This is a genomic window from Methylobacterium sp. Leaf111 (assembly GCF_001423285.1).
Lineage (GTDB): Bacteria > Pseudomonadota > Alphaproteobacteria > Rhizobiales > Beijerinckiaceae > Methylobacterium.
In genome coordinates, this window is the sequence record NZ_LMNE01000045.1 from 377,031 (window position 1) to 400,332 (window position 23,302).

General features: G+C 70.2%; 21 protein-coding genes. 12 read left to right on the top strand and 9 right to left on the bottom strand.

Annotation, left to right across the window (positions count from 1 at the left end):
- The first annotated feature begins 4 nt into the window (after nt 1-4).
- Nucleotides 5-1,396: an ATP-binding protein gene (locus tag ASF41_RS18540; protein ID WP_056274663.1), complete on the top strand. Its 1,392-nt coding sequence runs from the start codon at nt 5-7 to the stop codon at nt 1,394-1,396.
- 132 nt (nt 1,397-1,528) lie between these two features.
- Nucleotides 1,529-1,723 (top strand): hypothetical protein, encoded by a 195-nt coding sequence (locus ASF41_RS18545; protein ID WP_056213650.1) that lies wholly within the window; start codon nt 1,529-1,531, stop codon nt 1,721-1,723.
- Between the two features lie 82 nt (nt 1,724-1,805).
- On the opposite strand, the gene ASF41_RS18550 is transcribed toward ASF41_RS18545, so the two are convergent.
- Nucleotides 1,806-4,949: an efflux RND transporter permease subunit gene (locus ASF41_RS18550; protein ID WP_056495758.1), complete on the bottom strand. Its 3,144-nt coding sequence runs from the start codon at nt 4,947-4,949 to the stop codon at nt 1,806-1,808.
- Between the two features lie 12 nt (nt 4,950-4,961).
- Nucleotides 4,962-6,209: an efflux RND transporter periplasmic adaptor subunit gene (locus ASF41_RS18555; protein ID WP_056495761.1), complete on the bottom strand. Its 1,248-nt coding sequence runs from the start codon at nt 6,207-6,209 to the stop codon at nt 4,962-4,964.
- A 188-nt stretch (nt 6,210-6,397) separates the two neighbouring features.
- Here ASF41_RS18555 and ASF41_RS25720 point away from each other — a divergent pair, with 188 nt between their 5' ends.
- Nucleotides 6,398-6,571 (top strand): hypothetical protein, encoded by a 174-nt coding sequence (locus tag ASF41_RS25720; RefSeq protein WP_181259671.1) that lies wholly within the window; start codon nt 6,398-6,400, stop codon nt 6,569-6,571.
- Nucleotides 6,572-6,631: 60 nt separating this feature from the next.
- Here the strand turns inward: ASF41_RS25720 and ASF41_RS18560 are convergent, their stop codons facing one another.
- The gene (locus ASF41_RS18560) at nt 6,632-7,561 is read right to left on the bottom strand and encodes a Crp/Fnr family transcriptional regulator (protein ID WP_244479704.1); all 930 of its coding nucleotides are present in this window, start codon (nt 7,559-7,561) and stop codon (nt 6,632-6,634) included.
- Nucleotides 7,562-7,845: 284 nt separating this feature from the next.
- On the opposite strand from ASF41_RS18560, the gene ASF41_RS18565 reads away from it, so the two are divergent.
- Together ASF41_RS18565 and ASF41_RS18570 are read left to right on the top strand one after the other, a co-directional pair.
- Nucleotides 7,846-8,556 carry a Crp/Fnr family transcriptional regulator gene (locus tag ASF41_RS18565; protein WP_056274658.1) on the top strand — a complete coding sequence of 237 codons (711 nt, stop codon included), beginning with the start codon at nt 7,846-7,848 and terminating at the stop codon, nt 8,554-8,556.
- 442 nt (nt 8,557-8,998) lie between these two features.
- On the top strand, nt 8,999-9,745 hold the full coding sequence (locus ASF41_RS18570) for a sigma-70 family RNA polymerase sigma factor (RefSeq protein ID WP_056495764.1): 747 nt from the start codon (nt 8,999-9,001) through the stop codon (nt 9,743-9,745).
- 109 nt (nt 9,746-9,854) lie between these two features.
- On the opposite strand, the gene mgtE is transcribed toward ASF41_RS18570, so the two are convergent.
- Nucleotides 9,855-11,225 carry a magnesium transporter gene (gene mgtE, locus ASF41_RS18575; protein WP_056274654.1) on the bottom strand — a complete coding sequence of 457 codons (1,371 nt, stop codon included), beginning with the start codon at nt 11,223-11,225 and terminating at the stop codon, nt 9,855-9,857.
- A gap of 521 nt (nt 11,226-11,746) precedes the next feature.
- Between mgtE and pqqA (ASF41_RS18580) the strand changes: the two genes are divergently transcribed.
- A complete protein-coding gene (gene pqqA, locus ASF41_RS18580; protein ID WP_019902976.1) occupies nt 11,747-11,836 on the top strand; it encodes a pyrroloquinoline quinone precursor peptide PqqA in 90 nt (29 codons plus the stop codon).
- Nucleotides 11,837-11,929: 93 nt separating this feature from the next.
- Entirely contained in the window at nt 11,930-12,019 is a 90-nt protein-coding gene (pqqA, locus tag ASF41_RS18585; protein ID WP_056213663.1) for a pyrroloquinoline quinone precursor peptide PqqA, read from the top strand.
- Here the strand turns inward: pqqA (ASF41_RS18585) and ASF41_RS18590 are convergent.
- Nucleotides 12,012-13,028 (bottom strand): LysR family transcriptional regulator, encoded by a 1,017-nt coding sequence (locus tag ASF41_RS18590; protein WP_082504667.1) that lies wholly within the window; start codon nt 13,026-13,028, stop codon nt 12,012-12,014. The two genes, pqqA (ASF41_RS18585) and ASF41_RS18590, sit on opposite strands and share 8 nt — an antisense overlap.
- Nucleotides 13,029-13,130: 102 nt before the next feature.
- Between ASF41_RS18590 and ASF41_RS18595 the strand changes: the two genes are divergently transcribed.
- Nucleotides 13,131-14,300 carry an MFS transporter gene (locus tag ASF41_RS18595; protein ID WP_056495767.1) on the top strand — a complete coding sequence of 390 codons (1,170 nt, stop codon included), beginning with the start codon at nt 13,131-13,133 and terminating at the stop codon, nt 14,298-14,300.
- A 22-nt stretch (nt 14,301-14,322) separates the two neighbouring features.
- Here the strand turns inward: ASF41_RS18595 and dinB are convergent, their stop codons facing one another.
- A complete protein-coding gene (dinB, locus tag ASF41_RS18600; RefSeq protein WP_056495770.1) occupies nt 14,323-15,411 on the bottom strand; it encodes a DNA polymerase IV in 1,089 nt (362 codons plus the stop codon).
- Between the two features lie 225 nt (nt 15,412-15,636).
- On the opposite strand from dinB, the gene ASF41_RS18605 reads away from it, so the two are divergent.
- The 4 genes from ASF41_RS18605 to ASF41_RS18620 all read left to right on the top strand — a co-directional run bounded on the left by ASF41_RS18605 (nt 15,637) and on the right by ASF41_RS18620 (nt 20,970).
- On the top strand, nt 15,637-16,791 hold the full coding sequence (locus ASF41_RS18605; protein WP_056495773.1) for a hypothetical protein: 1,155 nt from the start codon (nt 15,637-15,639) through the stop codon (nt 16,789-16,791).
- Nucleotides 16,792-16,970: 179 nt separating this feature from the next.
- On the top strand, nt 16,971-17,894 hold the full coding sequence (locus ASF41_RS18610; RefSeq protein ID WP_056495776.1) for an alpha/beta fold hydrolase: 924 nt from the start codon (nt 16,971-16,973) through the stop codon (nt 17,892-17,894).
- Between the two features lie 107 nt (nt 17,895-18,001).
- Nucleotides 18,002-20,278, top strand: a complete 2,277-nt coding sequence (locus ASF41_RS18615) for a xanthine dehydrogenase family protein molybdopterin-binding subunit (RefSeq protein ID WP_056495779.1) — start codon at nt 18,002-18,004, stop codon at nt 20,276-20,278.
- A 161-nt stretch (nt 20,279-20,439) separates the two neighbouring features.
- Nucleotides 20,440-20,970 carry a phosphate-starvation-inducible PsiE family protein gene (locus ASF41_RS18620; RefSeq protein ID WP_056495782.1) on the top strand — a complete coding sequence of 177 codons (531 nt, stop codon included), beginning with the start codon at nt 20,440-20,442 and terminating at the stop codon, nt 20,968-20,970.
- 90 nt (nt 20,971-21,060) lie between these two features.
- Here the strand turns inward: ASF41_RS18620 and ldtR are convergent, their stop codons facing one another.
- The 3 genes from ldtR to ASF41_RS18635 form a co-directional block, all read right to left on the bottom strand.
- Nucleotides 21,061-21,573 carry a transcriptional regulator LdtR gene (gene ldtR / locus ASF41_RS18625; RefSeq protein ID WP_056213676.1) on the bottom strand — a complete coding sequence of 171 codons (513 nt, stop codon included), beginning with the start codon at nt 21,571-21,573 and terminating at the stop codon, nt 21,061-21,063.
- A gap of 164 nt (nt 21,574-21,737) precedes the next feature.
- Nucleotides 21,738-22,205, bottom strand: coding sequence for a DUF6163 family protein (locus ASF41_RS18630; RefSeq protein ID WP_056274644.1), 468 nt, complete (start codon nt 22,203-22,205; stop codon nt 21,738-21,740).
- 13 nt (nt 22,206-22,218) lie between these two features.
- A complete protein-coding gene (locus tag ASF41_RS18635; protein ID WP_056213680.1) occupies nt 22,219-23,286 on the bottom strand; it encodes an enoyl-CoA hydratase/isomerase family protein in 1,068 nt (355 codons plus the stop codon).
- Between the last annotated feature and the right edge of the window lie 16 nt (nt 23,287-23,302).

Here is a 23,302-nt window from a genome sequence, read left to right on the forward strand (position 1 = left end):
GCCCATGGCCGGCACCGGCCTGCTCCAGCGCACGGCGACCCGCCTCGCTGCCCTGCCCCGGCCACGGCGGATGTGGCGGATCGTCAGCCGCGCCATCGGTGACCTGCTGCCCAAGGGCCTCTATGCCCGATCGCTCATCATCATCATCGCGCCGGTGGTGCTGCTCCAGTCGGTGATCGCCTACACCTTCATGGAGCGCCACTGGCAGCTCGTGACGCGCCGCCTTTCCTCCGCCGTCACCGCCGACGTCGCCGCGCTGATCGACATCTACGAGAGCTACCCGCAGGACAAGGATTCCGAGACCCTCACCCGGATCGCCAACGACCGGCTCAACCTCGACGTTGACATCCTGAAGGGGGCCAAGCTCCCCCCGGCGGGGCCGCGGCCCTTCTTCTCGATCCTGGACGAGGCCCTGTCCGAGGAGATCCGGCGCCAGATCCGCCGGCCCTACTGGATCGACACCGTGGGCCGCTCCAGCCTCATCGAGATCCGGGTCGCGATTCCCGACGGCGTGATGCGCGTCACCGCCCGGCGCAGCATGGCCTACGCCTCGAATTCGCACATCTTCCTCCTGTGGATGAGCGGCTCGTCCCTGGTGCTGCTCGGCGTCGCGATCCTGTTCCTGCGCAACCAGATCAAGCCGATCCTGCGGCTGGCCGCCGTCGCCGAGAGCTTCGGCAAGGGCCGTGAGATCGAGTTCCGGCCCCGCGGGGCCCGCGAGGTGCGCCAGGCCGGCCACGCCTTCATCGAGATGAAGCGGCGCATCGAGCGGGCGATGGAGCAGCGCACGACGATGCTCAACGGGGTCAGCCACGACCTGCGCACCATTATCACGCGGTTCAAGCTCTCCCTCGCCCTGGTCGAGCAGACCCCCGAGGTCGAGGACCTGCAGCGCGACGTCGACGAGATGAGCCGCATGCTGGAGGCCTACCTCGCCTTCGCCCGGGGCGATTCGGGCGAGGTGGCGGTGCCCACCGACATGCGCGCGCTCCTGGAGGACCTGCGCACCGACGTCGAGCGCCTCGGCGCCCATGTGGAGGCGGTGGACCTCGAGGACCATCCGCGGCTGACCCTGCGGCCGGATGCCATGCGGCGCTGCCTGTTCAACCTCGCGGCCAACGCGGCCCGCTACGGCGAGACCGTCGCGATCACGGGGCGGCGCGAGGCGAGGGCCTTCCTGGTCTCCATCGACGACGACGGCCCGGGCATCCCGCCCGATCAGCGCGAGGAGGTGTTCAAGCCCTTCGTGCGCCTCGACGATGCGCGCCAGGATGCGGGCGGCTCCGGCCTCGGGCTCTCCATCGCCCGCGACATCGCCCGGGCCCATGGCGGCGACGTCAGCCTGCACGACAGCCCGCTCGGGGGCCTGCGCGCCACGGTGCGGATCCCGGCCTGATCCGGGCTCATCGACCGCAGGAAAGCGTGGCCGATCCAGCTTGGCGCCGGGTGCGGGGCGATGCTATGAGAGGCGCAGCAAACGCCACAGGGACCGGTGAACCGGGTCCGACAGAGGTTGAGAGACCCGCCCATGAACAGCCCGCTGACCCCCCTCCTGATCCTCCTGCTCCTGCCGATCACCGCCATCTGCGCCGTGCTCTACACGGATGCGGGCATCGAGCCGGCGCTGTTCTACGCCACCGTGAAGACCTTCGTGGTGCTCTTCATCGTCGCCGGCGGCCTCTGTTTCGCCGCGAGCCGCCTGGCCGCCCGCAGCGAGGGCTGAGCGCGCGCGAGCCCAGGACCGCCGACGAAAAGGCCCGGACCGAAAGGTCCGGGCCTTTTCGTTTCGCCCCCCTGCTGCCGGCTTATTCGGCCGCGATGCGCGGCGGCAGGATCGGCTTCGGGTCGTTGGCCGAATGGGTCGGCGGCCGCGCGAACGCGCCCTCCGTCGGCTCGTCCACGCGTCCGACGAAGCGGCCGAAGACCCGCACGAAGAGGCGCGACAGGTCGTCCACCAGGACGAAGATCGCCGGCACGAAGACCAGCGAAAGGCCCGTGGAGACGATCAGGCCGCCGATGACCGCGATCGCCATGGGCGCGCGGAACTCGCCGCCGATGCCCAGCGCCATGGCGGAGGGCACCATGCCGGCCGCCATGGCGATGGTGGTCATCACGATCGGCCGGGCGCGCTTGCGGCCGGCATCGATGATCGCGGTGGCACGGTCGACGCCGCGGGCCATCTCCTCGACGGCGAAGTCCACCAGCATGATGGCGTTCTTGGTCACGACGCCCATCAGCATCAGGATGCCGATCACCACCGGCATCGAGATCGGCTTGTTGAAGATCAGGAGGCCGAGGATCGCGCCGCCGATGGAGAGCGGCAGCGAGAACAGGATGGTCAGCGGCTGCAGAAAGTTCCCGAACAGCAGCACCAGCACGCCGAACACCATCATCAGGCCGGCGCCCATGGCGAGGGCGAAGCCCTCGAAGACCTCGCCCATCACCTCGGCGTCGCCCGTCTGGCGAATGGTCACGCCGGGCGGGAGGTCCTTGGCGGTGGGCAGGGCGAGGACGGCGCCGATCAGGGTGCCGAGGGCGTCCGATCCCTCCATGTCGGCCTCCAGGGCGACCCGGATGGCCCGGTCGTAGCGGTCGATGGCTGTGGGGCCGCGCCCGAGGCTGAGATCGGCCACGGTGGAGAGCGGCACGGCCGCGCCGCCCTTGACCGGGACCTTCAGGGTTTCGAGCTGCGAGAGGTCGCCGCGCAGGCGCTCCGGCAGCTGCACCCGGATCGGCACCTGGCGGTCGATGGTGTTGAACTTGGCCAGATTCGCGCCGATGTCGCCGATCGTGCCGACCCGCACGGTCTCGGCGATGAGGTCGGTCGTGACGCCGAGATCGGCCGCGACCCCGGCCTTCGGGCGGATGCGGATCTCGGTGCGGTCCAGGGGGGCCGTCGAGAGCACGTTGACCAGGTGGGGTACGCCCGCGGCCTCTCGCTGGAGCTTGGCCGCCGTCTCCGCCACCCCCCCCTTGTCGGGGCCGGACACGATCAGGGTTACGTCGCGCTGGCCGCCCTCGCGCAGGGCCCAGAACCGGATGTCGGGCACGTCGTGCAGGATCGCCCGGATGGCGATGTCCACCTGCTTCTGGGTGCGATGGCGGGTGTTCTTCGGCGTGAGATTGATGGTGAAGGTCGCGAGCCGGACTTCCTTCTTCCCGGGCAGCTGCCGGCCGCCGTCGACGAAGACGCTGCGCACCTCCGGCAGGGCGCGGACGCGCTCCACGAGGGCGTCCGTCACCTGCGTGGTGTCGGCGAGGCGAGCCCCCGGCGGCAGTTCCACCACGAAGATGGTGCGGGCGGCGTCCTCCGCGGGGAGAAAGCCCGCCGGCAGCAGCCCGGTGGACAGGATCGACCCGGCGAAGCAGGCGAGCCCGAGCACCAGGGTGATGAACTTGTGGCGCACCGACCAGGCGACCACGCGGGTGTAGCCTCGCATCACCGGGCCCTCGCGGGTGTGATCGGGGCCGTGATCGCGCAGGAAATAGGCGGCGAGCAGGGGCGTGATCAGGCGGGCCACCAGGAGCGACATGAACACCGCCGCCGCGATGGTGAGCCCGAACTGCTTGAAGTACTGCCCGGCGATGCCGCTCATGAAGGAGACGGGGGCGAAGATCGCCATGATCGTCGCCGTGATGGCGATGACGGCGAGGCCGATCTCGTCGGCGGCCTCCAGGGCGGCGCGGTAGGGGGATTTCCCCATGCGCATGTGCCGGACGATGTTCTCGATCTCCACGATGGCGTCGTCGACGAGGATGCCGGTGACCAGCGTGATGGCGAGCAGGCTGACGGCGTTCAGGGAGAAGCCGAGGCTGCTCATCACCCAGAAGGTCGGCAGCACCGAGAGCGGCAGGGCGATCGAAGCGATCAGGGTGGCACGCCAGTCCCGCAGGAACAGGAAGACCACGATGACCGCCAGGGCGGCCCCCTCCACGAGGGACAGCATCGCCGAGTGGTAATTGCCCACCGTGTTGGTGACCGAGGTGTCGATCAGGTCGAAGCGCACACCGGGATGGCGGGTGCCGAGTTCGGCGATGCGCTTGGCGACGCCGACGGCGACCTCCGCGTCGCTGGCACCGGTGGAGCGCGAGATCGCGAAGGCCACCACGGGCTCGCCGTTGAAGCGCGCGAAGGTGCGCGGCTCCTCCGAGCCGTCGACCAGGGTGGCGAGTTCGTCGAGACGGACCTTGCGCCCGCCGGGCACGACGATCGAGGTCTCGGCCAGGGTGTCGAGGCTCGCGGCGCCGGCCAGGGTGCGGATGGACTGCTCCTGCCCGCCGAGCTCGCCGCGGCCGCCGGCCATGTCGGCGGCGGTCAGCCGCAGCTGCCGGTTGACGTCGGCGGCCGTGATCCCGAGCGCCAGCAGGCGGTCGGGCTTCAGCGTCACGCGGACCTCGCGGGCGACGCCGCCCAGACGCTCGACGCCGCCCACGCCCTTCACGCTCTGCACCTGGCGCGCGATGACGTCGTCGATGAGCCAGGACAGGTCCTCCGGCGTCATCGCGGGCGCCGAGGCGCCGTAGATCATGATCGGCAGGCCCGCGATCTCGACGCGGTTGATGATCGGCTCCTCGATGGTGCGGGGCAGGTTCACCCGCACTTTCGAGATGGCATCCTTGACGTCGTTGACCGCCCGGTCGCTGTTCACCTCCAGGCGAAATTCGATCGTGGTGCTGGAGACGCCCTCGGAGATCGTCGAGATGACGTGCTTGACGCCCTTCACCCCCGCCACCGCATCCTCGACGACCTTGGTCACCTGGGTCTGCAGCTCCGAGGGCGCGGCCCCGGATTGCAGCACCTGGACGGAGACGATGGGGATGTCGATGTTCGGAAAGCGCGTGATCGGCAGCGCGCGGAAGCTGACCAGTCCGAGGACCACCAGCACCAGGAAGAGGACGAGGGAGGGGATCGGCTTGCGGATCGCCCAGGCCGAGATGTTCAGGCGCATGGGATCGTCCGATCAGCGGGAGGCGGCATCGGCCGCCGGAGGCGTCGCGGCCTCGGCCGCCTTGATGGGTGGAACCACGGGCCGGACGCGATCGCCGTCGCGCAGGAAGCTGCTGGCACGGGCCACCACCACCTCGCCCGCCTTCACGCCGGAGCGAACCTCCAGAACGCCGTCGGCGGCGAGGCCGGGCACGATCCGGCGGGCCTCGACGCGGTCGCCGGCGACGATGAAGACGCTCGCGCCGCCATCGGCGCCGTAGAGCACCGCCGAGAGCGGCACCGCGACGCCGGTGCGGCGTGCGACCTCGACCTTGCCGCGGGCGAAGGCGCCGATGCGCAGGCTCGCATCGGGATCGAGGCCGATGCGGATGCGTCCGAGGCGCGTCGTACGATCGATCTCCGGATCGATGCGCCGCACCCGCCCCTTCAGGGTCCGCCCCTCGTCCCAGTCCAGGCGGGCCGGATCACCGACGTGGAGCCGCGGCATCCATACCTCCGGCACCTCGCCTTCGAGTTCGATCTCGCCCCGGGCGATCAGGCGGAACATCGGCTCCCCGGCGGCGGTCGCGGTGGCCCCCACCCGGGCGGTGCGTCGGCTGACGATCCCGGCCTCGGGGGCGCGGATCTCGGTTCGGGCACGCCGCAACGCAATCTCGGCGCTCTGGGCCCGCGCGGTGGCCAGATCGGCCTCGGCCAGCTGAAGTCCGCCCCGGGCGGCCGCGAGCCGGCCCTCGTTGCCCTGGGCGGCGGAGACGCGCTGCTCCAGGGTCACGGCCGTGGCATTGCCGGTGCGGATCAGGCTGCGCGTGCGCTCGAGGGCAAGGTTCGCCTCGACCTGGGCCGCCTCGGCCTGCACGATCTGGCTCCGGGCCTGGATGATCGCGGCCTGAGCCTTGGCGATGCCGGCGGCGTTGGCCGCCTCCTGGGTCACGATCATCTCGAGGGAGAGCCGCGCCAGGGGCTGGCCCCGGGCGACTCCGGCGCCCTCCTCCACCAGCAGGTCGGTGATGCGAAGGCCCTCGATCTCGGGCGCCACCAGGATCTCGTCGCGGGGCACCAGCGTGCCGGTCACGACAGCGAACTCCACGATCTCGCGGGCGACGGCCGATGCCACCGTCACGGCGGGTGCGACGGCGGCCGGATCGGGAACCGCCGCCGGCTCCGCGGCGCGGGCGACGGGGGCGAGCGACGCGGCGCCGGCCAGCACCGCGAGGGCGAAACGAAACCGGTGTCCGAACGGCACGGGCCGAGGGGGGCGCATGGCAGGGCACTCGACGCGGGTGGGAAGTACGGGCTTGCGGGGCGAGACCGGCAAATTCATGGCACACCTCTCGGGCGATGTCCGGGTCGCCGGGACATCGACCCCGCTCGGTGCGAGGATCGGCAACATTTTGCCAGCCGTCACGTTAGGACAATCATAGACCTTTTCCGGTCGAGGGTTAACGAACCATGAGCATCTTCGAGGTCCGTCAGCAGTCGAATGGCGCCGTCCTCTGGACCGGCAGCGCGCTCGACGAAGTGTCCGCTCTCGATGCGATGGCGCGCGAAGCCGGTTACATCGACTTTCAGGCGCTTCCCGAGGAGATCCGCGCGGCTCACCCGGTCGCCCGTCCGATCGCGTAAGGCGTTTCGGGGCCCGTTTGGCGAGAGATCCTTGACTCGGGTCGCCGACCGGGATGCGCCCTAGCGGGACGCCATGGGATCCAGCGACAGGTAACGGGGATCGAAGCCGGCCAGGCTCGTCAGCCGCTGGACGTTCCGGATCGTCAGGATGCGCGAACGCAGCTCGATCAACCCCTGGCGCTTCAGATCCTGGAGCGTGCGATTGACGTGCACGCTCGCGAGGCCGGTCGCATCCGCCAGATCGAGCTGGGACACCGGAAGATCGTAGCCGTCGCCCCGCACCAGTCCGACGGCCCGCAGGCGCATCAGCAATTCGAGAAACAGATGTGCGATCCGCTCGATGGCCGAGCGGGAGCCGAGATTCACGATCCACTCGCGCAGGATCGCGTCGTCCACGAGGTTCGCCCGACGCAGGGTCGTGACCAGCGTGGCCTGCTCCCGGACGAGGTTCCCGAGGGGCGCGAAACCCATGCGCGTGAAGCGGCAGGCCGAAAGGCTCGTGATCGCGTGGTCCCGGCGGTCGAGCAGGCCGGTATCGAGGTCGCAGAAATCGCCCGGGACCAGATAGGCGAGGATCTGCCGGGTTCCGTTGGCCCGCAGCTTGCGCCGGCAGGCCATGCCTTCGAGGAGCACATGGACGCCGTCGGGACGCTCACCCTCCCGCACGATCTCCATGCGCGGTCCGACGAGCGTGATGGCTCCACAGAGCCGCGTCAGGATCGCGCGATCTTCGGTCGATACCGGCCCGAACCGCTCCAGCTTCCGGATCAGCGGAATCATCACATCGTCGTCATCGTGCAGGGTTAGGTGATGCGGCAAATCCGGATCGGAGTGCGACGCCGTCATCGACACCGCTCCGGTGCCTGTCGCCGCGCGCGATCGCACCCTCTCGCGTTCACCCAACCCGTCACGGTGTCGTACCCCTCCCCCGACCGAGTCCGGGCTGCTCCGCCTGCGCGTGGACCAACCGAGCCGTGCTCGCAGGATCATCGGCCGAGAACGGCCGAACCCTTGCGTCACTACGGCCAGGACCCTCGGTTTGTTGCGATATTCCCCGAACCGCAGCGTTCATAAATCCCAAGGAAGCATGTCGGACAGGGCACGACGCCTTTGGTGTTGTGCCCGACATTGGAGGAATGTCGTCTACCCGACAGATCTCCTGGCGGGCTTGCCTTTGTCTCGCATCGTACAGATAGTCGCAAAATCGCTTGTATATATTCCTGAATATGGGTCCGTGAGAGACTATTTGTGCTCTTGCCCCAAGGGACAGGCCCGTGTCGCTGCTAGAGCAATCTGCCGTCCGTAACCGCTTGCTCAAACGTCTCTCGCCAGGTGACTATCGGTTGCTTCAGCCGCACCTGCGCGCGATGACGACGGAGCTGCGCCAAGGCCTGATTTATCCGCATCGACCGATTCAGGACCTCTACTTCCCGGAGGCCGGCTACGCGTCGATCACGACCTCCGGGACGAGCAGGGTCGAGGTGGGCATCATCGGGCCCGAGGGCGTGGTCGGTGCCGCACCGGTGCTGCTGGGGAGTGACCGCACGCCCTACGACCACTTCGTCCAGAACGCGGGCGAGATGCTGGCCATCGACGCCGCCGTGCTGATGGCCGCCACCGAGGAGAGCCTCACGCTGCGCAACCTGCTGCTGCGGTTCGTCCAGACCCTCCTGGTCCAAACGGCGCAGACCGCGTTCGCCAACGCGAGCTACAACATCGAGGTCCGGCTCGCCCGCTGGCTGCTCATGTGCCACGACCGGGTCATCGGCGACGAACTCACCGTGACCCATGACTTCCTGTCCTTCATGCTCGGCGTCCAGCGCACGACGGTGACCCTCGCCCTGCAGCTCCTGGAGGGCAACCGCCTGATCAAGGCACGTCGCGGGCGGATCGGGGTTCTCGACCGGACCGGCCTGCTGGCCGTGGCGGGGGGCAGTTACGGCGTACCCGAAGCCGAATATCTCCGCCTGATCGAGGGCGCCTGACCCGGAGGGGGGGGCTGTCGAATGCCGCGACGCACCGGGGCGCCTGCACCGTCGATCAGGCCAGGTCCGGCTTCGGCCGATGGACGCGTGACATCGCCCTGTCGCGGACGTGCGGCAGTGAACACTTGCTCTCCTGCAGGGTTGAAGAACGACGCATCACGCGTTCCTCCCGGGACTCGCCTCCCAGGACACGCCTCCCAGGACTCGGCCCGCCCGGCAATGGCCGTGGCGGGCTCTTTGCGTCTTGCTATCATGTATCTTCTCGAGAAGACTTTTGCCGGGTTGTCTCTCGATCCAGACGTAAACGTACGATTTCGCGCATAAATCTTTGAAGGTCTTCCCATTAACCTGTGTTGATGCGGATAAATCTCTCGTTTTGCACACTCGGGCGGACTGAGGGGATCGGGCTCATGCCCTTCCCGGCCGAATGAGAAGTGACTGGATGACATCGCAATCTGGATCCGATGCGTCGACCCGCCTCCGTCCCGAGAACACTCCCCCGCTGGCGCCGTCGATCCGACGAACCCTCGGGCAGCACCTGCGCGATGCCTATGCCTCCCTCGATGACGACCCGCCCGACCGGTTCGCGGTGCTGCTCGCCCGTCTCGAGGCGGTGCTCGCCGCCCGCGGCGAGATTCTCACGGCCGAGGTCCGCCAGGGGCTCCGGGACCATGCGCCGGGGCTGCGCAAATACGCCCTCTCGTTGACCCGCGACGCCGCGCGCGCCGACGATCTGGTCCAGGACACGATGCTGCGGGCCTGGATGTACCGCGAGAGCTTCACGCCGGGCACCAACGTGTGCGGCTGGCTCACCATCATCATGCGCAACACGTTCTATTCCGGCCAGCGCAAGCGCGTGCACGAGGTCGAGGACAGCGACGGCAGCTACGCGGCGCAGCTGGTGACCCTGCCGGCGCAGGGCGCCGTCCTCGACCTTGAGGACGTCAACGCTGCCATCGGGCGGCTCTCCACGACACTGCGCCAGGCCCTGACGCTGGTGGCCATCGACAACATGACCTACGACGAGGCCGCCAGGGTGATGGGCTGCAAGATCGGCACGGTGAAGAGCCGCGTCTGGCGGGCCCGCGAGAGTCTCGCCGCCCTCGTTGGCTACTCCGCCCACGAGATCGGGCCGGACCGCCTCGCCACCTCCGTGCTCAGCGACCTGAGCCTCCGGCCACGGGCCTGAAGCGGCCTTCGAGTCTGTCAGGTTCATCCGGAACCAGACAGGCTCCGGATCCCTTTCATGTCCGTTTGTCTTTCCGGAACGACCGGTTTCCACGTATCCCTGACAAACTCTACAGCAGCGTTCCGCGCAGGATCAGCATCGCCACCGAGAAGTAGATGACGAGGCCCGTGACGTCGACGAGGGTGGCGACGAAGGGGGCCGAGGCGGTGGCGGGATCGAAGCCGAGGCGCTGCAGCAGGAACGGCAGCATCGAGCCGGTGAGCGAGCCGAAGGTGACGATGCCGATAAGGGCCGCCCCCACGGTCGCTGCCACCAGCATCCAGTGCTCGCCGTAGTCGTAGAGGCCGGTCTTCTGCCAGACCACGATGCGGACGATGCCGATCGCGCCGAGGATCGTGCCGAGCACGAGGCCGGTGGGCACCTCGCGCAGGGCCACCCGCCACCAGTCGCGCAGGCGCACCTCGTGCAGGGCCAGGGCGCGGATGAGCAGCGAGGTGGCCTGGCTGCCGGAATTGCCGCCCGAGCTCATGATCAGCGGGATGAACAGGGTCAGCACGATGGCCTTTTCGAGCTCGCCCTCGAAGCCCTGCATGGCGGTGGCCGTCATCATCTCGCCGAGGAAGAGCGCGCAGAGCCAGCCCGCCCGCTTCCGGATCATCGTGCCGAAGCCGATGTCCATGTAGGGCTCGGGCAGGGCTTCCATGCCGCCGAAGCGCTGCACGTCCTGGGTCTGCTTCTCGACCATCGCGTCGATCATGTCGTCCACCGTGACGATGCCGATGACGTGCCCGACCGCGTCGATGACGGGGAGCGCCAGGAGGTCGTAGCGCGAGATCAGACGGGCGGCCTCCTCGCGGCTGGCCGTGGGCGAGACCGCCAGCGGACGTCGGTTCGGGGCCACCGAGAGCACGTTGTCGCCCGGATTGCCCGAGATCAGCCGACGCAGGGGCACCGCCTTGGTCAGGGCCCGGGTGCGCGGGTCGAGGACGAAGATCGCGTAGATGGTCTCGCGGGTCTTCTCGACCTGGCGGACGTGGTCGAGGGTCTGCTGCACCGTCCAGTTGCCCGGCACGGCGACGAATTCCGTCGTCATCAGCGAGCCGACGGTCTCCTCGCCGTAGGTGCTCAGCCGGTCGACGGCCCCGCGGGTCTCGGCGTCGAGACGGGCGCGCAGGTCCGAGCGGCCGGGCTCCTCGATTTCGCGGAAGAGGTCGGTGATGCGGTCGGCCGACATGCCCGACAGGTAGGAGGCGACCCGGTCGCGCGGCAGCATCTCGATGATGTCGGCGGCGCAGTCGAGCTCGGGCTGATCGAGCACCTCGATCGCCCGCTCCACGGGCAGGCCCAGCAGGATGGCGGCGGCGACCTCGGGCGCCTCGTCGTTGAGCGCCTCGACGATGTCGGGCGCGCGCTCGTCCGACAGGCGGGCGGCGAGCACGGCCGGATCGATGCCGGTCGGGAAGGAAGCGATCTCGTTCATGGGCTCACCTCGCAGGGCGCGCGATCCGGCCGTGAGGGGCCGCCCCGCGCCGGGCCGCCCGGGCCCGGTCAGCGGGGCGTCAGGCGAAGGAAGCGGAGGCGGCCGCGCACGGCGCGGGCGATCGGTCTGGATTGTCGCTGGGCATCGGAATCGTCGAGAGGGAGCCGAAGCGCGCGCCGCGCGGTGAGTCGTGACCCCCGCGCAGGCCCGTTCGGCGGCGCGTCAGTGCGCCTCCCCTCCCCGGGGCGTCAAGCCGAAACCGGCCTCGGCCGGATCTTTCCTCCGCACCCGTGGCGCCCCTGCCGTCCGGTCCGGGTCCGACCCATCGCAGACCCCCTCGCACGGGCGAGGTGTCGGCATCATATCTCCGGTGTCCGGAGTGCCGGGCCGAAAGCGCGGCAACGCTCGGGCGCAGGATGGGAACTTTTCCGCGATCCTATGAGAAATATAAGTGTAGCGTCCACTTGTATTGTGCCCAACACAACGGCATATCAGGGACGTCGAACACGAAGGAGTTTCCCATGAAGTGGTCCGCCCCCGTCGTCCAGGAAGTCTGCGTCGGCATGGAAGTCACCAGCTACGAGTCCGCCGAGATCGATCCCTTCAACTAAGGCGCGGCCTTTCGAGGCTGTTTCTCGTCGAAGAGTGGATCGAACCCATCCGGGTTCGGCTTTCATACCCCCAAACCAACCAGGAGAGATGTCATGAAGTGGTCTGCCCCCATCGTCCAGGAAGTCTGCGTCGGCATGGAAGTGACGAGCTACGAGTCCGCCGAGATCGATCCCTTCAACTAAGGGCGATCGCGGGTCCCGCTCTCGGGACCGGCTGATCCGAGGGGGCGCTGTCCGAAAGGGTGGCGCCCCTTTCGTTTGGGCTGAGAGTGTCGGGCGGCGGTGATCCCCTCGGCGACCGCAGCGCCTCTGCCAGGAAGTCGATCAGCACTCGGACGCGCTCCGGCATCGACGGGCCGCCGACGAAGACCGCATGGATGGCCTCGCGGTCCTGCGGATTGTAGCGCTCCAGCAGCGGCACGAGGCGCCCGCTCGCCAGTTCGTCGGCGATGTGGAAGCGCCCGACACGGGTGATGCCCATGCCGCCGAGGGCGAGTTGGACCAGCGTCTCGCCGTTGTTGGCGGACATGGAGCCGGAGACCGCCAGGAGGTAATCGCGTCCCTCCTCCCGGAACGGCCACCCGGGCTCGGCGCGGCGGAAGTTGAAGTCGAGGCAGTTGTGTCGGGCGAGATCCGCGGGGATCTCCGGCGTTCCGACCCGCGCCAGATAGGCGGGCGAGGCCACGACCGTCCGGCCCGTGTCGCCGAGGCGGCGCGCGGTGAGCGGGCTGTCCGGTAAAGTCCCGAAGCGGATCGCCACATCGGCCCGTCCGCCGAGGATGTCGGCGACCTGGTCGCTGAGGTCGATGTCGACGCTGATGCCGGGATGGCGCGTCACGAATTCCGCCAGCAACGGCACGATCACCAGACGCCCATGGGCGGAGGCGGTGCTGATCCGGACCCGACCGCGGGGGGAGGCCTGATCGGCGACCGCGCTCTCGCTCTCGGCGATATCGGCGAGGATGCGGCGCGCGGCACGGGCATAGCTCTCGCCCTCGGCGGTGAGGCGCAGCGTCCGGGTGGTCCGCACGATCAGCTGCACGCCGAGGCGTGCTTCCAGGCGGGCGACGATGCGGCTGACGGCGGAGGCGGTCAGCCCCAGCCCGCGGGCCGCCGCGGACAGGCTGCCGTCTCGCGCAATGGCGAGGAAGGCCGCCATCTCCCCCGTCCGGTCGATTCGGTCTCGCGGCATTCGTGCTCCTGACGCACAGATGTCGGTCCGGAGATCGGGCTACCGCCCGGTGTCGCGCTGCATCATGTGCCTGTCGGGAACAATGACCGAAAGGCAACCCCCATGACAATCCATCCTGCCCTGCTGGCGCTGAGCATCGGAGCCTTCGGGATCGGCGTCACCGAATTCTCGCCGATGGGCATGCTGCCGCTGATCGCGAACGATCTCGGCGTCTCGATCCCGGCCGCCGGCCTGCTGGTCAGCGCCTATGCGCTCGGCGTCCTGATCGGCGCCCCGCTAATGACCCTCGCCTTCGCGCGGGTGCCGCGCCGGGCGCTTCTCGAGGGTCTGATGGGCATCTTCACGGTGGGCAGCGTGATTTCGGCCCTCGCCGACGGTTACGCGATGCTGCTCGCGGCACGGATCGTCACGGCCTTCAACCACGGCGCCTTCTTCGGGATCGGATCGGTGGTGGCCGCCAGCCTCGTACGGCCCGAGCGGCGTGCGGCCGCTGTGGCCGCGATGTTCTCCGGCCTGACCATCGCGACGATCGGCGGCGTGCCCCTCGCCGCCTGGGTGGGGGAGGCGCTGGGCTGGCGCGCGGCCTTCTGGGGCATCGCCGGCATCGGCGCCGTCGCGATGCTGTCGCTGCGGCTGGCCCTGCCGCCCCTGCCCGTGGACGGCGCCCCCGACATCCGCGCGGAGCTGCGCGTCGTGGCGCGGCCGGCCGTCCTCGGCGCCCTCGCGCTCATGGTCCTCGGGTCGAGCGCCATGTTCACGGTCTTCACCTACATCGTCCCGATCCTGCGCATCGAGACGGGGGCGGACGCCTCCTTCGTCACGGCCATGCTGGTGGTCTACGGCGTCGGCCTGACCCTCGGGAACTGGGCCGGCGGACGCCTGGCCGACCGCACGGTGGACGGAACGATCATCGCCTCCCTGGTGGCCCTGGTCCTGCTGCTCGGGGTGTTCGCCGTCGGGATGGACTCGCGCTGGGTCGCCGCCCCGCTCATCCTACTCTGGGGCGTCGCGAGCTTCGCCCTGGTGCCGCCCCTACAGATGCGGGTGATGGCGGAGGCCGGCGAGGCGCCCAACCTCGCCTCGGCCCTGAACATCGGTGCGTTCAACCTCGGCAACGCCATCGGTGCGGCCCTCGGCGGCCTCGTGATCGACCTCGGCGGAGGCTATCCGGCGGTCTCGGTGGCGGGGTCAGCGATGGCGGCGGTCGGCCTCGCTTTCCTCCTCGTTCTGCGGCGCAGCCGGCGCGTCGCCGGCGTGGCGGCGTGTCCCTGACGCCGGGGAACCGGGCGCGCCTCTACAATCCGAGGCCGAGCTGGCGCGGCTCGGGCGCGGGGCCGTGTTCCAGGGCGGAGAGGGAGACGCCGAGGAGGCGGACGCTGCGCCGCAGGGGGAACAGGTCGCGCAGGAGGACCAGAACGGTTTCCTCCAGGACGGCGCGGTCCGGGACGAAGCCGGGCAGCGAGCGGGCCCGGGTGATCTGCTCGAAATCCGCGAACTTCACCTTGAGCGTCACCGTGCGGGCCCGGACCTCCCTGGCGGTGGCGGCGCCCCAGACCTTGTCGAGGATCGGCGCCAGGCGCCCCGCGAGCACCCCGTAATCGGCAGAGTCCTCCGAGAAGGTGTTCTCGGCGCCGATGGATTTCCGGATCCGGTTCGCCCGGACCGGACGGACGTCGATGCCCCGCGACACCCCATAATAGTAGGGCGCCGAGGCGCCGAACCGCTTCGTCAGGGTCTCCAGGCTGAGGGCGCGCAGGTCGCGTCCGGTCAGGATGCCGAGCGCCTTCATCCGCGCTTCGGTGACGGGGCCGATCCCGTGGAAGCGCCCGATCGGCAGGTCCTCGACGAAGGCCGGCCCCATGGCGGGGGTGATCACGAACAGGGCGTCGGGCTTGCGGAAGTCGGACGCCACCTTGGCCAGGAACTTGTTGTAGGAGACGCCCGCCGAGGCCACGAGGCCGGTCTGCGCGCGGATCGAGTCCCGGATCGCGCGGGCCACCGCGGTGGCGGTCGGCAGACGCTGCCGGTTCTCCGTCACGTCGAGATAGGCCTCGTCGAGGGCGACGGGCTCGACCAGGTCGGTATGCTCGGCGAAGACCGCCCGGATTTGATCCGAGATCCCCCGGTAGACCTCGAAGCGCGGCTTGACGAAGACCAGGTCGGGGCAGAGCCGGCGCGCCGTGACGGAGGGCATGGCCGAGCGAACGCCGAAGGCACGCGCCTCGTAGCTCGCCGCCGCCACCACGCCGCGCTCGCGCGATCCGCCCACCGCGACCGGGCGGCCCCGCAACGCCGGGTCGTCGCGCTGCTCCACCGAGGCGTAGAAGGCGTCCATGTCGATATGGATGATCTTGCGGATCGCGCCCGCGTCGTCCGGGTCCATCGCGGACGTTCCTCCGATCGTTCTGTCGCTGATGTTCGTGGTCTGTTCGCAGAATCCCGGTCCGGGCACGGGAATCAAGCCCTGACGGGTCTCGATCCACCGCGGAACCGACGCAGCCTCGCCGCGGCTCACCGCGCGGGGGCTCGCCGTGGACCGGGGCGTGCCGCATAAGGGCGCCCAGGACAGCCGAAGCCCGCGCTTGGCGATTCGCCCGAGGACAGGTTCTTGAACATCACCCAGATCACCCACCACGACCTCGACGGCTACGGCGCCTCCACGGTGGTCGGCCAGTTCGCCGAGGTCGCCCGCATCGTGCACGTGCCGCGCTATTCCGATGTCGGGCCGGTGGTCGAGACCGAGCTGAAGCGCCTCGGCAAGGCGTCCGCCCCGGAAATGATCGTGATGACCGACCTCGGCCTCGAGACGGTGGCCGTGACCTTCATCCGCAACTTCGCCGCCCTGAACCGCCGCCGCGATCCGACCGCGCGCCACCGCCTCGTCGTCCTCGATCACCACGCCTCCTCGGTCGACCAGCTGCGCGAGCAGGGCCTCGCACCGCAGGCCGATCCCGCGGTGCCGAGTCTGCAGCGCTTCGACCTGGAAGATCCGAACATCGTCGTGCTCATCGACGAGGCCTGCTGCGCCACCCGCATGGCCTACGAGCACCGGGCCCTCTACGCGACCCGCGAGACCGGCGCGGATCCGATCCTCGGCGCCCTGGTGACGGCGGTCGATGCCGTCGATCTGTGGCGCAAGGACCGGCCGGCCTTCCGCAACGGCCTGAGCCTCGACGAGATGTTCTGGGACAACGTCTCGAACCTCGTGCCCATCGGGCATCCCTGGCACGACCGGTTCGTCGGCGACCTCCTCCTCGGCGCGGCCCGCCTCCTCGGCGAGGGCGCCTCCCCGGCCGTGATCGAGGGCCAGGTGCCGGCCCTGCGCAAGGCGATCCTCGACGGCTACCTCGCAGAGGACGAAGGCGACGACCGCACCCTCACCACCCGCATGCGCATCGCCCGGGTGCTCGCCCGCTCGGACCTGTTCCATCCCCTCTCGGACGGCACGCTGATGTCCTTCGGCCTCGATTCCGGCACCTTCCAGCGGGTCTCGGACCTGATCATGGAGAGCGGCCGGGCCAAGCGCGTGCTCAACGTGCAGCGGGCGGGAACCATGTCCTTCCGCTCCAACAACGAGACCGCCCTGGAAGGCGCGCGGCGCTTTCGCGGCGGCGGCCACAAGGATGCCGCCGGCGGCAAGCTGACCAGCGGCTCGGCCTTCTCCCTGGCGGACGCCATCGCGCAGGTCGAGCCGGTGCTGAACCCGCCGGCGGCCGACCCGGCGCTGAGCCCGTTCGGGGCCTTGAAGAACTGGAAGGGCTGAGACGCGCGGTCCCCCCGACGCAGCCGCCCCCGATGGCCGGCCCGGCACGGGCGCGGCAGTCTCGCCGCCGCGCGCCGCCCGTGCCATCCTCGCCCCGGGCCGAATCCCTGCCCGGCCCCGACGGCACAGCTGCGGCGCCGGGACGGTCGAACCCTGTCCGCGACGTTTCCGGGGACACCATGCCGCCGATCGCTCTCCTCAGCCGCGGGCCGTGTCCGTTCCTGTCGGGCTTCGACCTCGCCGACGCGACGCTGCCCGACCTGCGCCTCCGGGTCGCCCTGTCCCCGGGCGGGCCGCGTCTGCCGGTGCTGCTCCTGCACGGTCATCCGCAGACCCACGCCACATGGCACGCGGTGGCGCCCCGGCTTCGGGAGGCCGGCCATCCGGTGGTCGCCCCCGACCTGCGCGGCTACGGCGACTCGGATCGACCGGACTCGACGGCCGATCACGCCCCCTATGCCAAGCGGGCCATGGCGGCCGATGCCGTCGCGCTGATGCACGCCTGCGGCTACGAGCGCTTCGCGGTCGTCGGGCACGATCGGGGCGGCCGCGTCGCGCATCGCCTGGCCCTCGACCACCCCGCCGCGGTGGACCGCCTCGCCGTCCTCGACATCGCCCCGACGCTGACGATGTACGCCCGCACCGACCGGGCCTTCGCGACCCGGTACTTCTGGTGGTTCTTCCTGATCCAGCCGGCGCCCCTGCCCGAGCGGATGATCGGCGCCGACCCGGAGGCCTATCTGCGCCATCACCTCGCGGGCCAGAGCCGGACGCCCGGGATCCCGAGCGAGGCGATGATCCGGGAATATCTGCGCTGCTACCGCGCTCCCGGCAGCCTCCATGCGATCTGCGAGGATTACCGCGCCGCGGCCGGGATCGACCTCGACCACGATGCCGCCGACGCCGCCGCCGGACGCCGGGTCACCGCGCCGCTCCTCGCCCTCTGGGGCGCGCAGGGCACGGTCGGCGAACTCTACGACGTCGCCGCCACCTGGCGCGAGACGGCCGACCGGGTGGAGGGGCACGCCCTCCCCTGCGGACACCTGCTGCAGGAGGAGGCACCGGACCTGGTGCTGGACCACCTGCGTCCCTTCCTGGGCTGAGGGCCTGTCCTCGCGACGCGACGGGGACTCCCGAGCGACTCGCAGTCGCGCCCGGATCGGCCGGCCCGGAACGGCGGTTACCCCTGCCGTGAGGCGAGGAGAGCCCGATGGCGAGACCGACCGATCTGCGCGATCCCCCCGCCTGGCTGGGGTATCCGCATCCCCGCGTCGAGGGCGGCGCCAAGGTCACGGGTACGGCGGTCTACGCCTCCGACACCCGCCTGCCGGGTCTGGCCCACGCCGCCCTGGTCACCAGCACCATCCCGCGCGGACGGATCACCGGCTTCGACCTCGCCGCCGCGCAGGCGGTCCCGGGGTGCCTGCGCATCTTCACCCATCGGGATTTCGCTGGCGCGATCCGGCCGGTGAAGCACCTGATGGCCGGGGGCTGCGCCAACAGCGGGCACCTGCCGCTGGGATCGGACGCGGTCGCGTATGCCGGTCAGATCGTCGCCCTGGTGGTGGCGGAGACCGTCGAGGCGGCCCGCGCGGCGGCAGCCCGCACGCGGGTGCACTACGCGGCCGAGGCCTTCGCCGACGGATTCGACACGCCCGGGGCCGAGGTCGTGTGCCTCGCCGACCTGAAGCCGGAGCACCACGACCCCCGGATCGGCGACGCCGACGACGCCCTGGCGCGGGCCGACGTCGCCGTGTCCGCCCGCTACGCGACGCCGATCCAGCACCACAACCCGATCGAACTGTTCACCACCACCTGCACCTGGGACGGCCCGCGCCTCACGGTCCACGAGCCGTCGCGCTACATCGGCGCGGTCCGGCACGGGCTCGCCGCGCAGCTCGGCCTCGATCCGGCTGACATCCGGGTGGTCTCGGGCCTGATCGGCGGCCATTTCGGTGCGAAGCTCGCCCTGGCGCAGTACACGGCCCCGGTCGCCCTGGCGGCCCGCGCCCTCGGGCGGCCGGTATCCCTGGTCGCGAGCCGCCGGGATGGCTTCACCATCGCCAACTACCGTCCGGAAAGCCGGCACGATATCCGCCTCGGGGCGAGCGCCGACGGGCGCTTCACCGCCCTCGTGCACGAGGCGGCGGTCATCGCCTCGCGCTTCGATCCCTTCGCCATGGAGGGCACCGACGTCACCGCGAGCCTCTATGCCTGCCCGGCCGTCCGCACCGACGAGCGCGCCGTGCGGGTCGACCGCAACACCCCCGGGCCGATGCGGGCGCCGCCCGAGGTGCCCTACCTCTTCGCCCTGGAGAGCGCCGTCGACGAGATGGCGGTCGCCCTCGGGATCGACCCGATCGCCCTGCGCCGTCGCAACGACACGGCCGCCGACCCGATCTCCGGGAAGCCGTTCTCCTCGCGCCCGCTGATGGCCTGCTTCGAGGCCTTCGGCTGGGCGACGCGCGATCCGGAACCGGGGCGGATGCGCGACGGCCCCTGGCGGATCGGGCTCGGCTGCGCCGCCTCGGCCCGGCCGGTGAAGATTTCCCCCGCCACGATGCGGATCCACCTCGGGGCCGATGGCCGCGCCACCGTCGCCACCGCCCATCACGAGATCGGCAACGGGATCACGACGCTGCTCGCCCTCGGGGCCGCCGAGTGGCTCGGGACCACGCCCGAGGCCGTCACGGTCTCCCTGGGCGATACGGCGCTGCCGGCGGCCGGGCTCTCGGGCGGCTCCGCCACCACGACCAGCCTGCTCCACACCCTGGCACAGGGCTGCGAGACCCTCCGGGCCCGCCTGGCGCAGGCCGCGATCGGATCCGGTCCCCTGGCCGGAGCCGATCCCGCCACGCTGCGCCCGCATGCGGGCGATCTCGTCGCCCCGGACGGGCGGACCTGTCCGCTGGCGGCGCTCGTCGCGGGCCTCGACCCGAACGGAATCGAGACGGTGGCGGCCTTCACCCCCGAGGGGTCGGGGCCGGAAGCCCTGGAGGCGATCGGATCGGGCCGGATGGCCCTCGGGACCGGCGCCGGCGGCAAGGCCGTGTCCTGGGCCTTCGGCGCCCAGTTCGCGCGGGTGCTGGTCCACGACGAGACCGGCGAGATCCGGGTGCCGCGCCTCCTCGGCGCCTTCGCGGCCGGCCGCGTCCTCAACCCGTTGACCGCCCGGAGTCAGCTCACCGGCGGGATGATCTGGGGGCTCGGCTCGGCGCTTTTGGAGGAGACGATCCTCGACCGCGGCCATTACCGCAACGCGGATTTGGCCGAGTACCTCGTCGTCACCGCCGCGGACGCGCCGGAGGTCGAGGCCCTGCTCGTGCCGGACCCGGACGACGGCGTGAATCCCCTCGGCCTCAAGGGCCTCAAGGGCCTCGGGGAGCTCGGGATCATCGGCGTCAACGCCGCGATCGCCAACGCGGTGTTCCACGCCACGGGCCGCCGGATCCGGTCCCTGCCGATCCGGGTCGAGGACATGCTGTGACCGATCGCGGGCCCCTTCGGCCGATCCTCGTCCGGGGCTGACGCGGTCGTGATCGCGTCGCCCGACCCGGGCGCTCCGGCCGGCACGCTCTCGAAGCGTGGCCGCCCTGGACGCCCGCCCGCCGATCCTGTCTGATCGACCCGACAGAGGAGGAGCGCGTCATGTCCGACGACCGGGACGATCAGGGCCGGCTCACGCGTGCGGCGAGCTTCGTCTTCCTTCACACCGAGCACGCGATCTACGCGGCGCTCGGAATCCTCCTCGCCCTGACCGCCCTCGTCGCCCTGATCGACGCCACCGCGCTGACCTGGGAAGCCGTGCGCCACCTGGGCGGGGCCGATCAGATCCTGGAGGTGGTCGATCGGCTGCTGTTCCTGCTGATGCTGATCGAGATCCTGCACACGGTGCGGGTGTCGATGCGCTCGGGCAAGCTGACCTGCGAGCCCTTCCTCATCGTCGGCCTCATCGCCTCGATCCGACGGGTCCTCGTCATCACCCTGCAGTCGTCGGAGATCACCCACGCCAAGGACTGGTCGCCGGAGAAGCAGGCGCTGTTCCAGGCCTCGATGATCGAGCTCGGCGTTCTCGCCGGCCTGATCCTCACGATGGTGTTCGCCATCTTCATGCTCCACCGCGCCCGGGACGACGGCAAGCCGGCGGGCGAGGAATCGGCCGAGCAGGCGGGTTCCTGACGGAGCGGGACGCCGTCACCGGGGCCCCGGAACGCGAACAAGCCCGGCGAGCCGGGCTTGCGCGGTGCCGCGATCGCCCGCGATCCGGTCCTAGAGGCGGTAGCGGATCTGGTCGGTCCAGAAGCGCTCCAGGCGGCTGAGCGCCGTGTTGAGGCGGCCGAAATCGTCGTCCGAGATGCCGCCGATCGGCTGGATGGTGCGGGCGTGCTTGTCGTAGAGGCTCTGGATGATGTCGTGGACCTGACGGCCCTTGTCGGTGAGGCTGATGCGGACCGAGCGGCGGTCGGTCTTCGACCGGGCGTGGTGCAGGTAGCCGGCCTCGACGAGCTTCTTGACGTTGTAGGAGACGTTCGAGCCCAGATAGTAGCCCTTGGTGCGCAGCTCGCTCGCGGTGAGTTCCTTGTCGCCGATATTGTAAAGCAGCAGCGCCTGGACGCTGTTGACGTCCTCGCGGTCGCGACGCTCGAACTCGTCCTTGATCACGTCGAGGAGGCGGCGGTGCAGGCGCTCGACGAGGTGCAGAGCCTCAAGATACGAGCCGTGGGCCGGGACGGTCTCGGGAGCGGTTTCGGTCTTGCTAACCTTGGCAGCCTGGGACTTCATCGTGGGCCTCTTCAGATCTCTGTGCTTCAGGGCCGGTGTTCTTCGCCACCGCTCATGAAGCCAACCTAGGAGTCGCAGATGAAAGACGGTTTAAGCGATAGGATGAATTTGCGATTTACCTCTCTGGGTAAATGCGAGATGAAGCGAACGTCGTAACCCGACGTTTACCGGATTTCCCGCGCCGCCAGGAAAGACAAGATAAAATACAACGCAATAATCCCGGCCTGTATTGCCAGGTAGACGGGCACTATTGGCAGGAGCTGCGGGGTCAGGACCGCCAGGGTGAGCGCGCTGGTGGCGGCCAGCAGCCAGACGACACCGCCCCAGGCGCTGGTGAGCCAGAGGCCCACCGCGGCCATCGGATCGATCACCGCGAAGTAGACGATCACGCTCTGGCGCCCAAGCGTCTCCGATTCGAAGGGGCGTCCGCCGGGCAGGATGTCGAGGATGCCGGCCCAGGTGGCGACGGCCTTCGCGAGCCAGAACAGGGCGGTGAGGCGCATGAACCAGACCAGCACCACGTCCCAGCCGGTCTGCGGCACCTGGGGCGCACGCTCGATCCGGTCGGCACCCCCGTCCTGATTGCGTCCGCGGATTTCGCGGGAGCCGGGGACCTTGGTCAATCCGCGCACGCCGGACCTCTTCTCATGACTCGGACGATCCGGTGAAGGACGGCTCCGGCCCGCCCGTGGCTGCGAAGGCCGCGGCGATCGTCGCGGGGTCGACGGCGTCCAGGGTAGCGGGATCCCAGGCGGGCGCGCCGTCCTTGTCGATGACGGCCGCGCGCACGCCCTCGAAGAAGTCGTGGCCGCGCATCAGGGCGCTGACCATCCGGTATTCCGTGAGCATCGCCTCGGGAAAGCTCAGGCCCGCGCCGCGGCGCATCTGCTCGCGCACCAGAACCAGGCTGGTGGGCGAGCGCGTGCGCATCAGGGCGGCGGCCTCGGTGGCGAAGGGTGCGCCGTCCGCATCGAGGCGCGCCAGGATCTCCGCGACGGTGTCGGCGCAGAAGCACGCGTCGATGCAGGCCCGTGCCGCGACCAGGGGCCCGGGCTCGGGCACCGGCCGCGCATGGGCGCCGAGCACCGCCGCGATCGGCGCGCCGGAGGCCAGATCGTCGACGATCCCGTCGAAATCCCCCGCCGCGGCGTGGTGGGTGGCCAGACCCACCGCGTGGGCGTCGCCCGGTCCGATGCGGGCGCCGGTCAGGGCGAGGTAGGTTCCCGTAGATCCCGGCAGGCGCGGCAGCACGAAGGTCATGCCGACATCGGGAAACAGGCCGATCCCGACTTCCGGCATGGCGAAGCTGTAGCTTTCCGACGAGACCCGATGGCTGCCATGGACGGAGAGGCCGTTGCCGCCGCCCATGACCAGGCCCTCGATCAGGCTGACCACAGGTTTGGCGAACCGCTTCACGGTGGCGTCGAGGCCGTACTCGGCGCGCCAGAAGGCATCGACCGACGCGTGCGCGCCGGCCTTGGCGAGGGCGTAGATCTGGCGGATGTCCCCGCCGGCGCAGAAGGCGCGCCCGCCCCGGCCGCGCAGCACCACCCGCGTCACCGCCGCGTCGCCGGCCCAGATGTCCAGCTGCGCCTGCATCGCCCCGAGCATCGCCAGGGACAGGGCGTTCAGGGCGCGCGGCCGGTTCAACGTCACGAGGCCCACCGCCCCGCGCCGCTCGAACAGGATCTCCGCTTCGCCCGTTTCCGCCATGGGTCCTCCCGCCAGG

Excerpts from the sequence above, each read along its gene's own strand:
- ASF41_RS18540 (WP_056274663.1), top strand. The coding sequence starts at position 5 with ATGGCCGGCACCGGCCTGCTCCAGCGCACGGCGACCCGCCTCGCTGCC.
- ASF41_RS18545 (WP_056213650.1), top strand. The coding sequence starts at position 1,529 with ATGAACAGCCCGCTGACCCCCCTCCTGATCCTCCTGCTCCTGCCGATC.
- ASF41_RS18550 (WP_056495758.1), bottom strand. The coding sequence starts at position 4,949 with ATGCGCCTGAACATCTCGGCCTGGGCGATCCGCAAGCCGATCCCCTCC.
- ASF41_RS18555 (WP_056495761.1), bottom strand. The coding sequence starts at position 6,209 with ATGCGCCCCCCTCGGCCCGTGCCGTTCGGACACCGGTTTCGTTTCGCC.
- ASF41_RS25720 (WP_181259671.1), top strand. The coding sequence starts at position 6,398 with ATGAGCATCTTCGAGGTCCGTCAGCAGTCGAATGGCGCCGTCCTCTGG.
- ASF41_RS18560 (WP_244479704.1), bottom strand. The coding sequence starts at position 7,561 with ATGATCCTGCGAGCACGGCTCGGTTGGTCCACGCGCAGGCGGAGCAGC.
- ASF41_RS18570 (WP_056495764.1), top strand. The coding sequence starts at position 8,999 with ATGACATCGCAATCTGGATCCGATGCGTCGACCCGCCTCCGTCCCGAG.
- mgtE (WP_056274654.1), bottom strand. The coding sequence starts at position 11,225 with ATGAACGAGATCGCTTCCTTCCCGACCGGCATCGATCCGGCCGTGCTC.
- pqqA (WP_019902976.1), top strand. The coding sequence starts at position 11,747 with ATGAAGTGGTCCGCCCCCGTCGTCCAGGAAGTCTGCGTCGGCATGGAA.
- pqqA (WP_056213663.1), top strand. The coding sequence starts at position 11,930 with ATGAAGTGGTCTGCCCCCATCGTCCAGGAAGTCTGCGTCGGCATGGAA.
- ASF41_RS18590 (WP_082504667.1), bottom strand. The coding sequence starts at position 13,028 with ATGCCGCGAGACCGAATCGACCGGACGGGGGAGATGGCGGCCTTCCTC.
- ASF41_RS18595 (WP_056495767.1), top strand. The coding sequence starts at position 13,131 with ATGACAATCCATCCTGCCCTGCTGGCGCTGAGCATCGGAGCCTTCGGG.
- dinB (WP_056495770.1), bottom strand. The coding sequence starts at position 15,411 with ATGGACCCGGACGACGCGGGCGCGATCCGCAAGATCATCCATATCGAC.
- ASF41_RS18610 (WP_056495776.1), top strand. The coding sequence starts at position 16,971 with ATGCCGCCGATCGCTCTCCTCAGCCGCGGGCCGTGTCCGTTCCTGTCG.
- ASF41_RS18615 (WP_056495779.1), top strand. The coding sequence starts at position 18,002 with ATGGCGAGACCGACCGATCTGCGCGATCCCCCCGCCTGGCTGGGGTAT.
- ASF41_RS18620 (WP_056495782.1), top strand. The coding sequence starts at position 20,440 with ATGTCCGACGACCGGGACGATCAGGGCCGGCTCACGCGTGCGGCGAGC.
- ldtR (WP_056213676.1), bottom strand. The coding sequence starts at position 21,573 with ATGAAGTCCCAGGCTGCCAAGGTTAGCAAGACCGAAACCGCTCCCGAG.
- ASF41_RS18635 (WP_056213680.1), bottom strand. The coding sequence starts at position 23,286 with ATGGCGGAAACGGGCGAAGCGGAGATCCTGTTCGAGCGGCGCGGGGCG.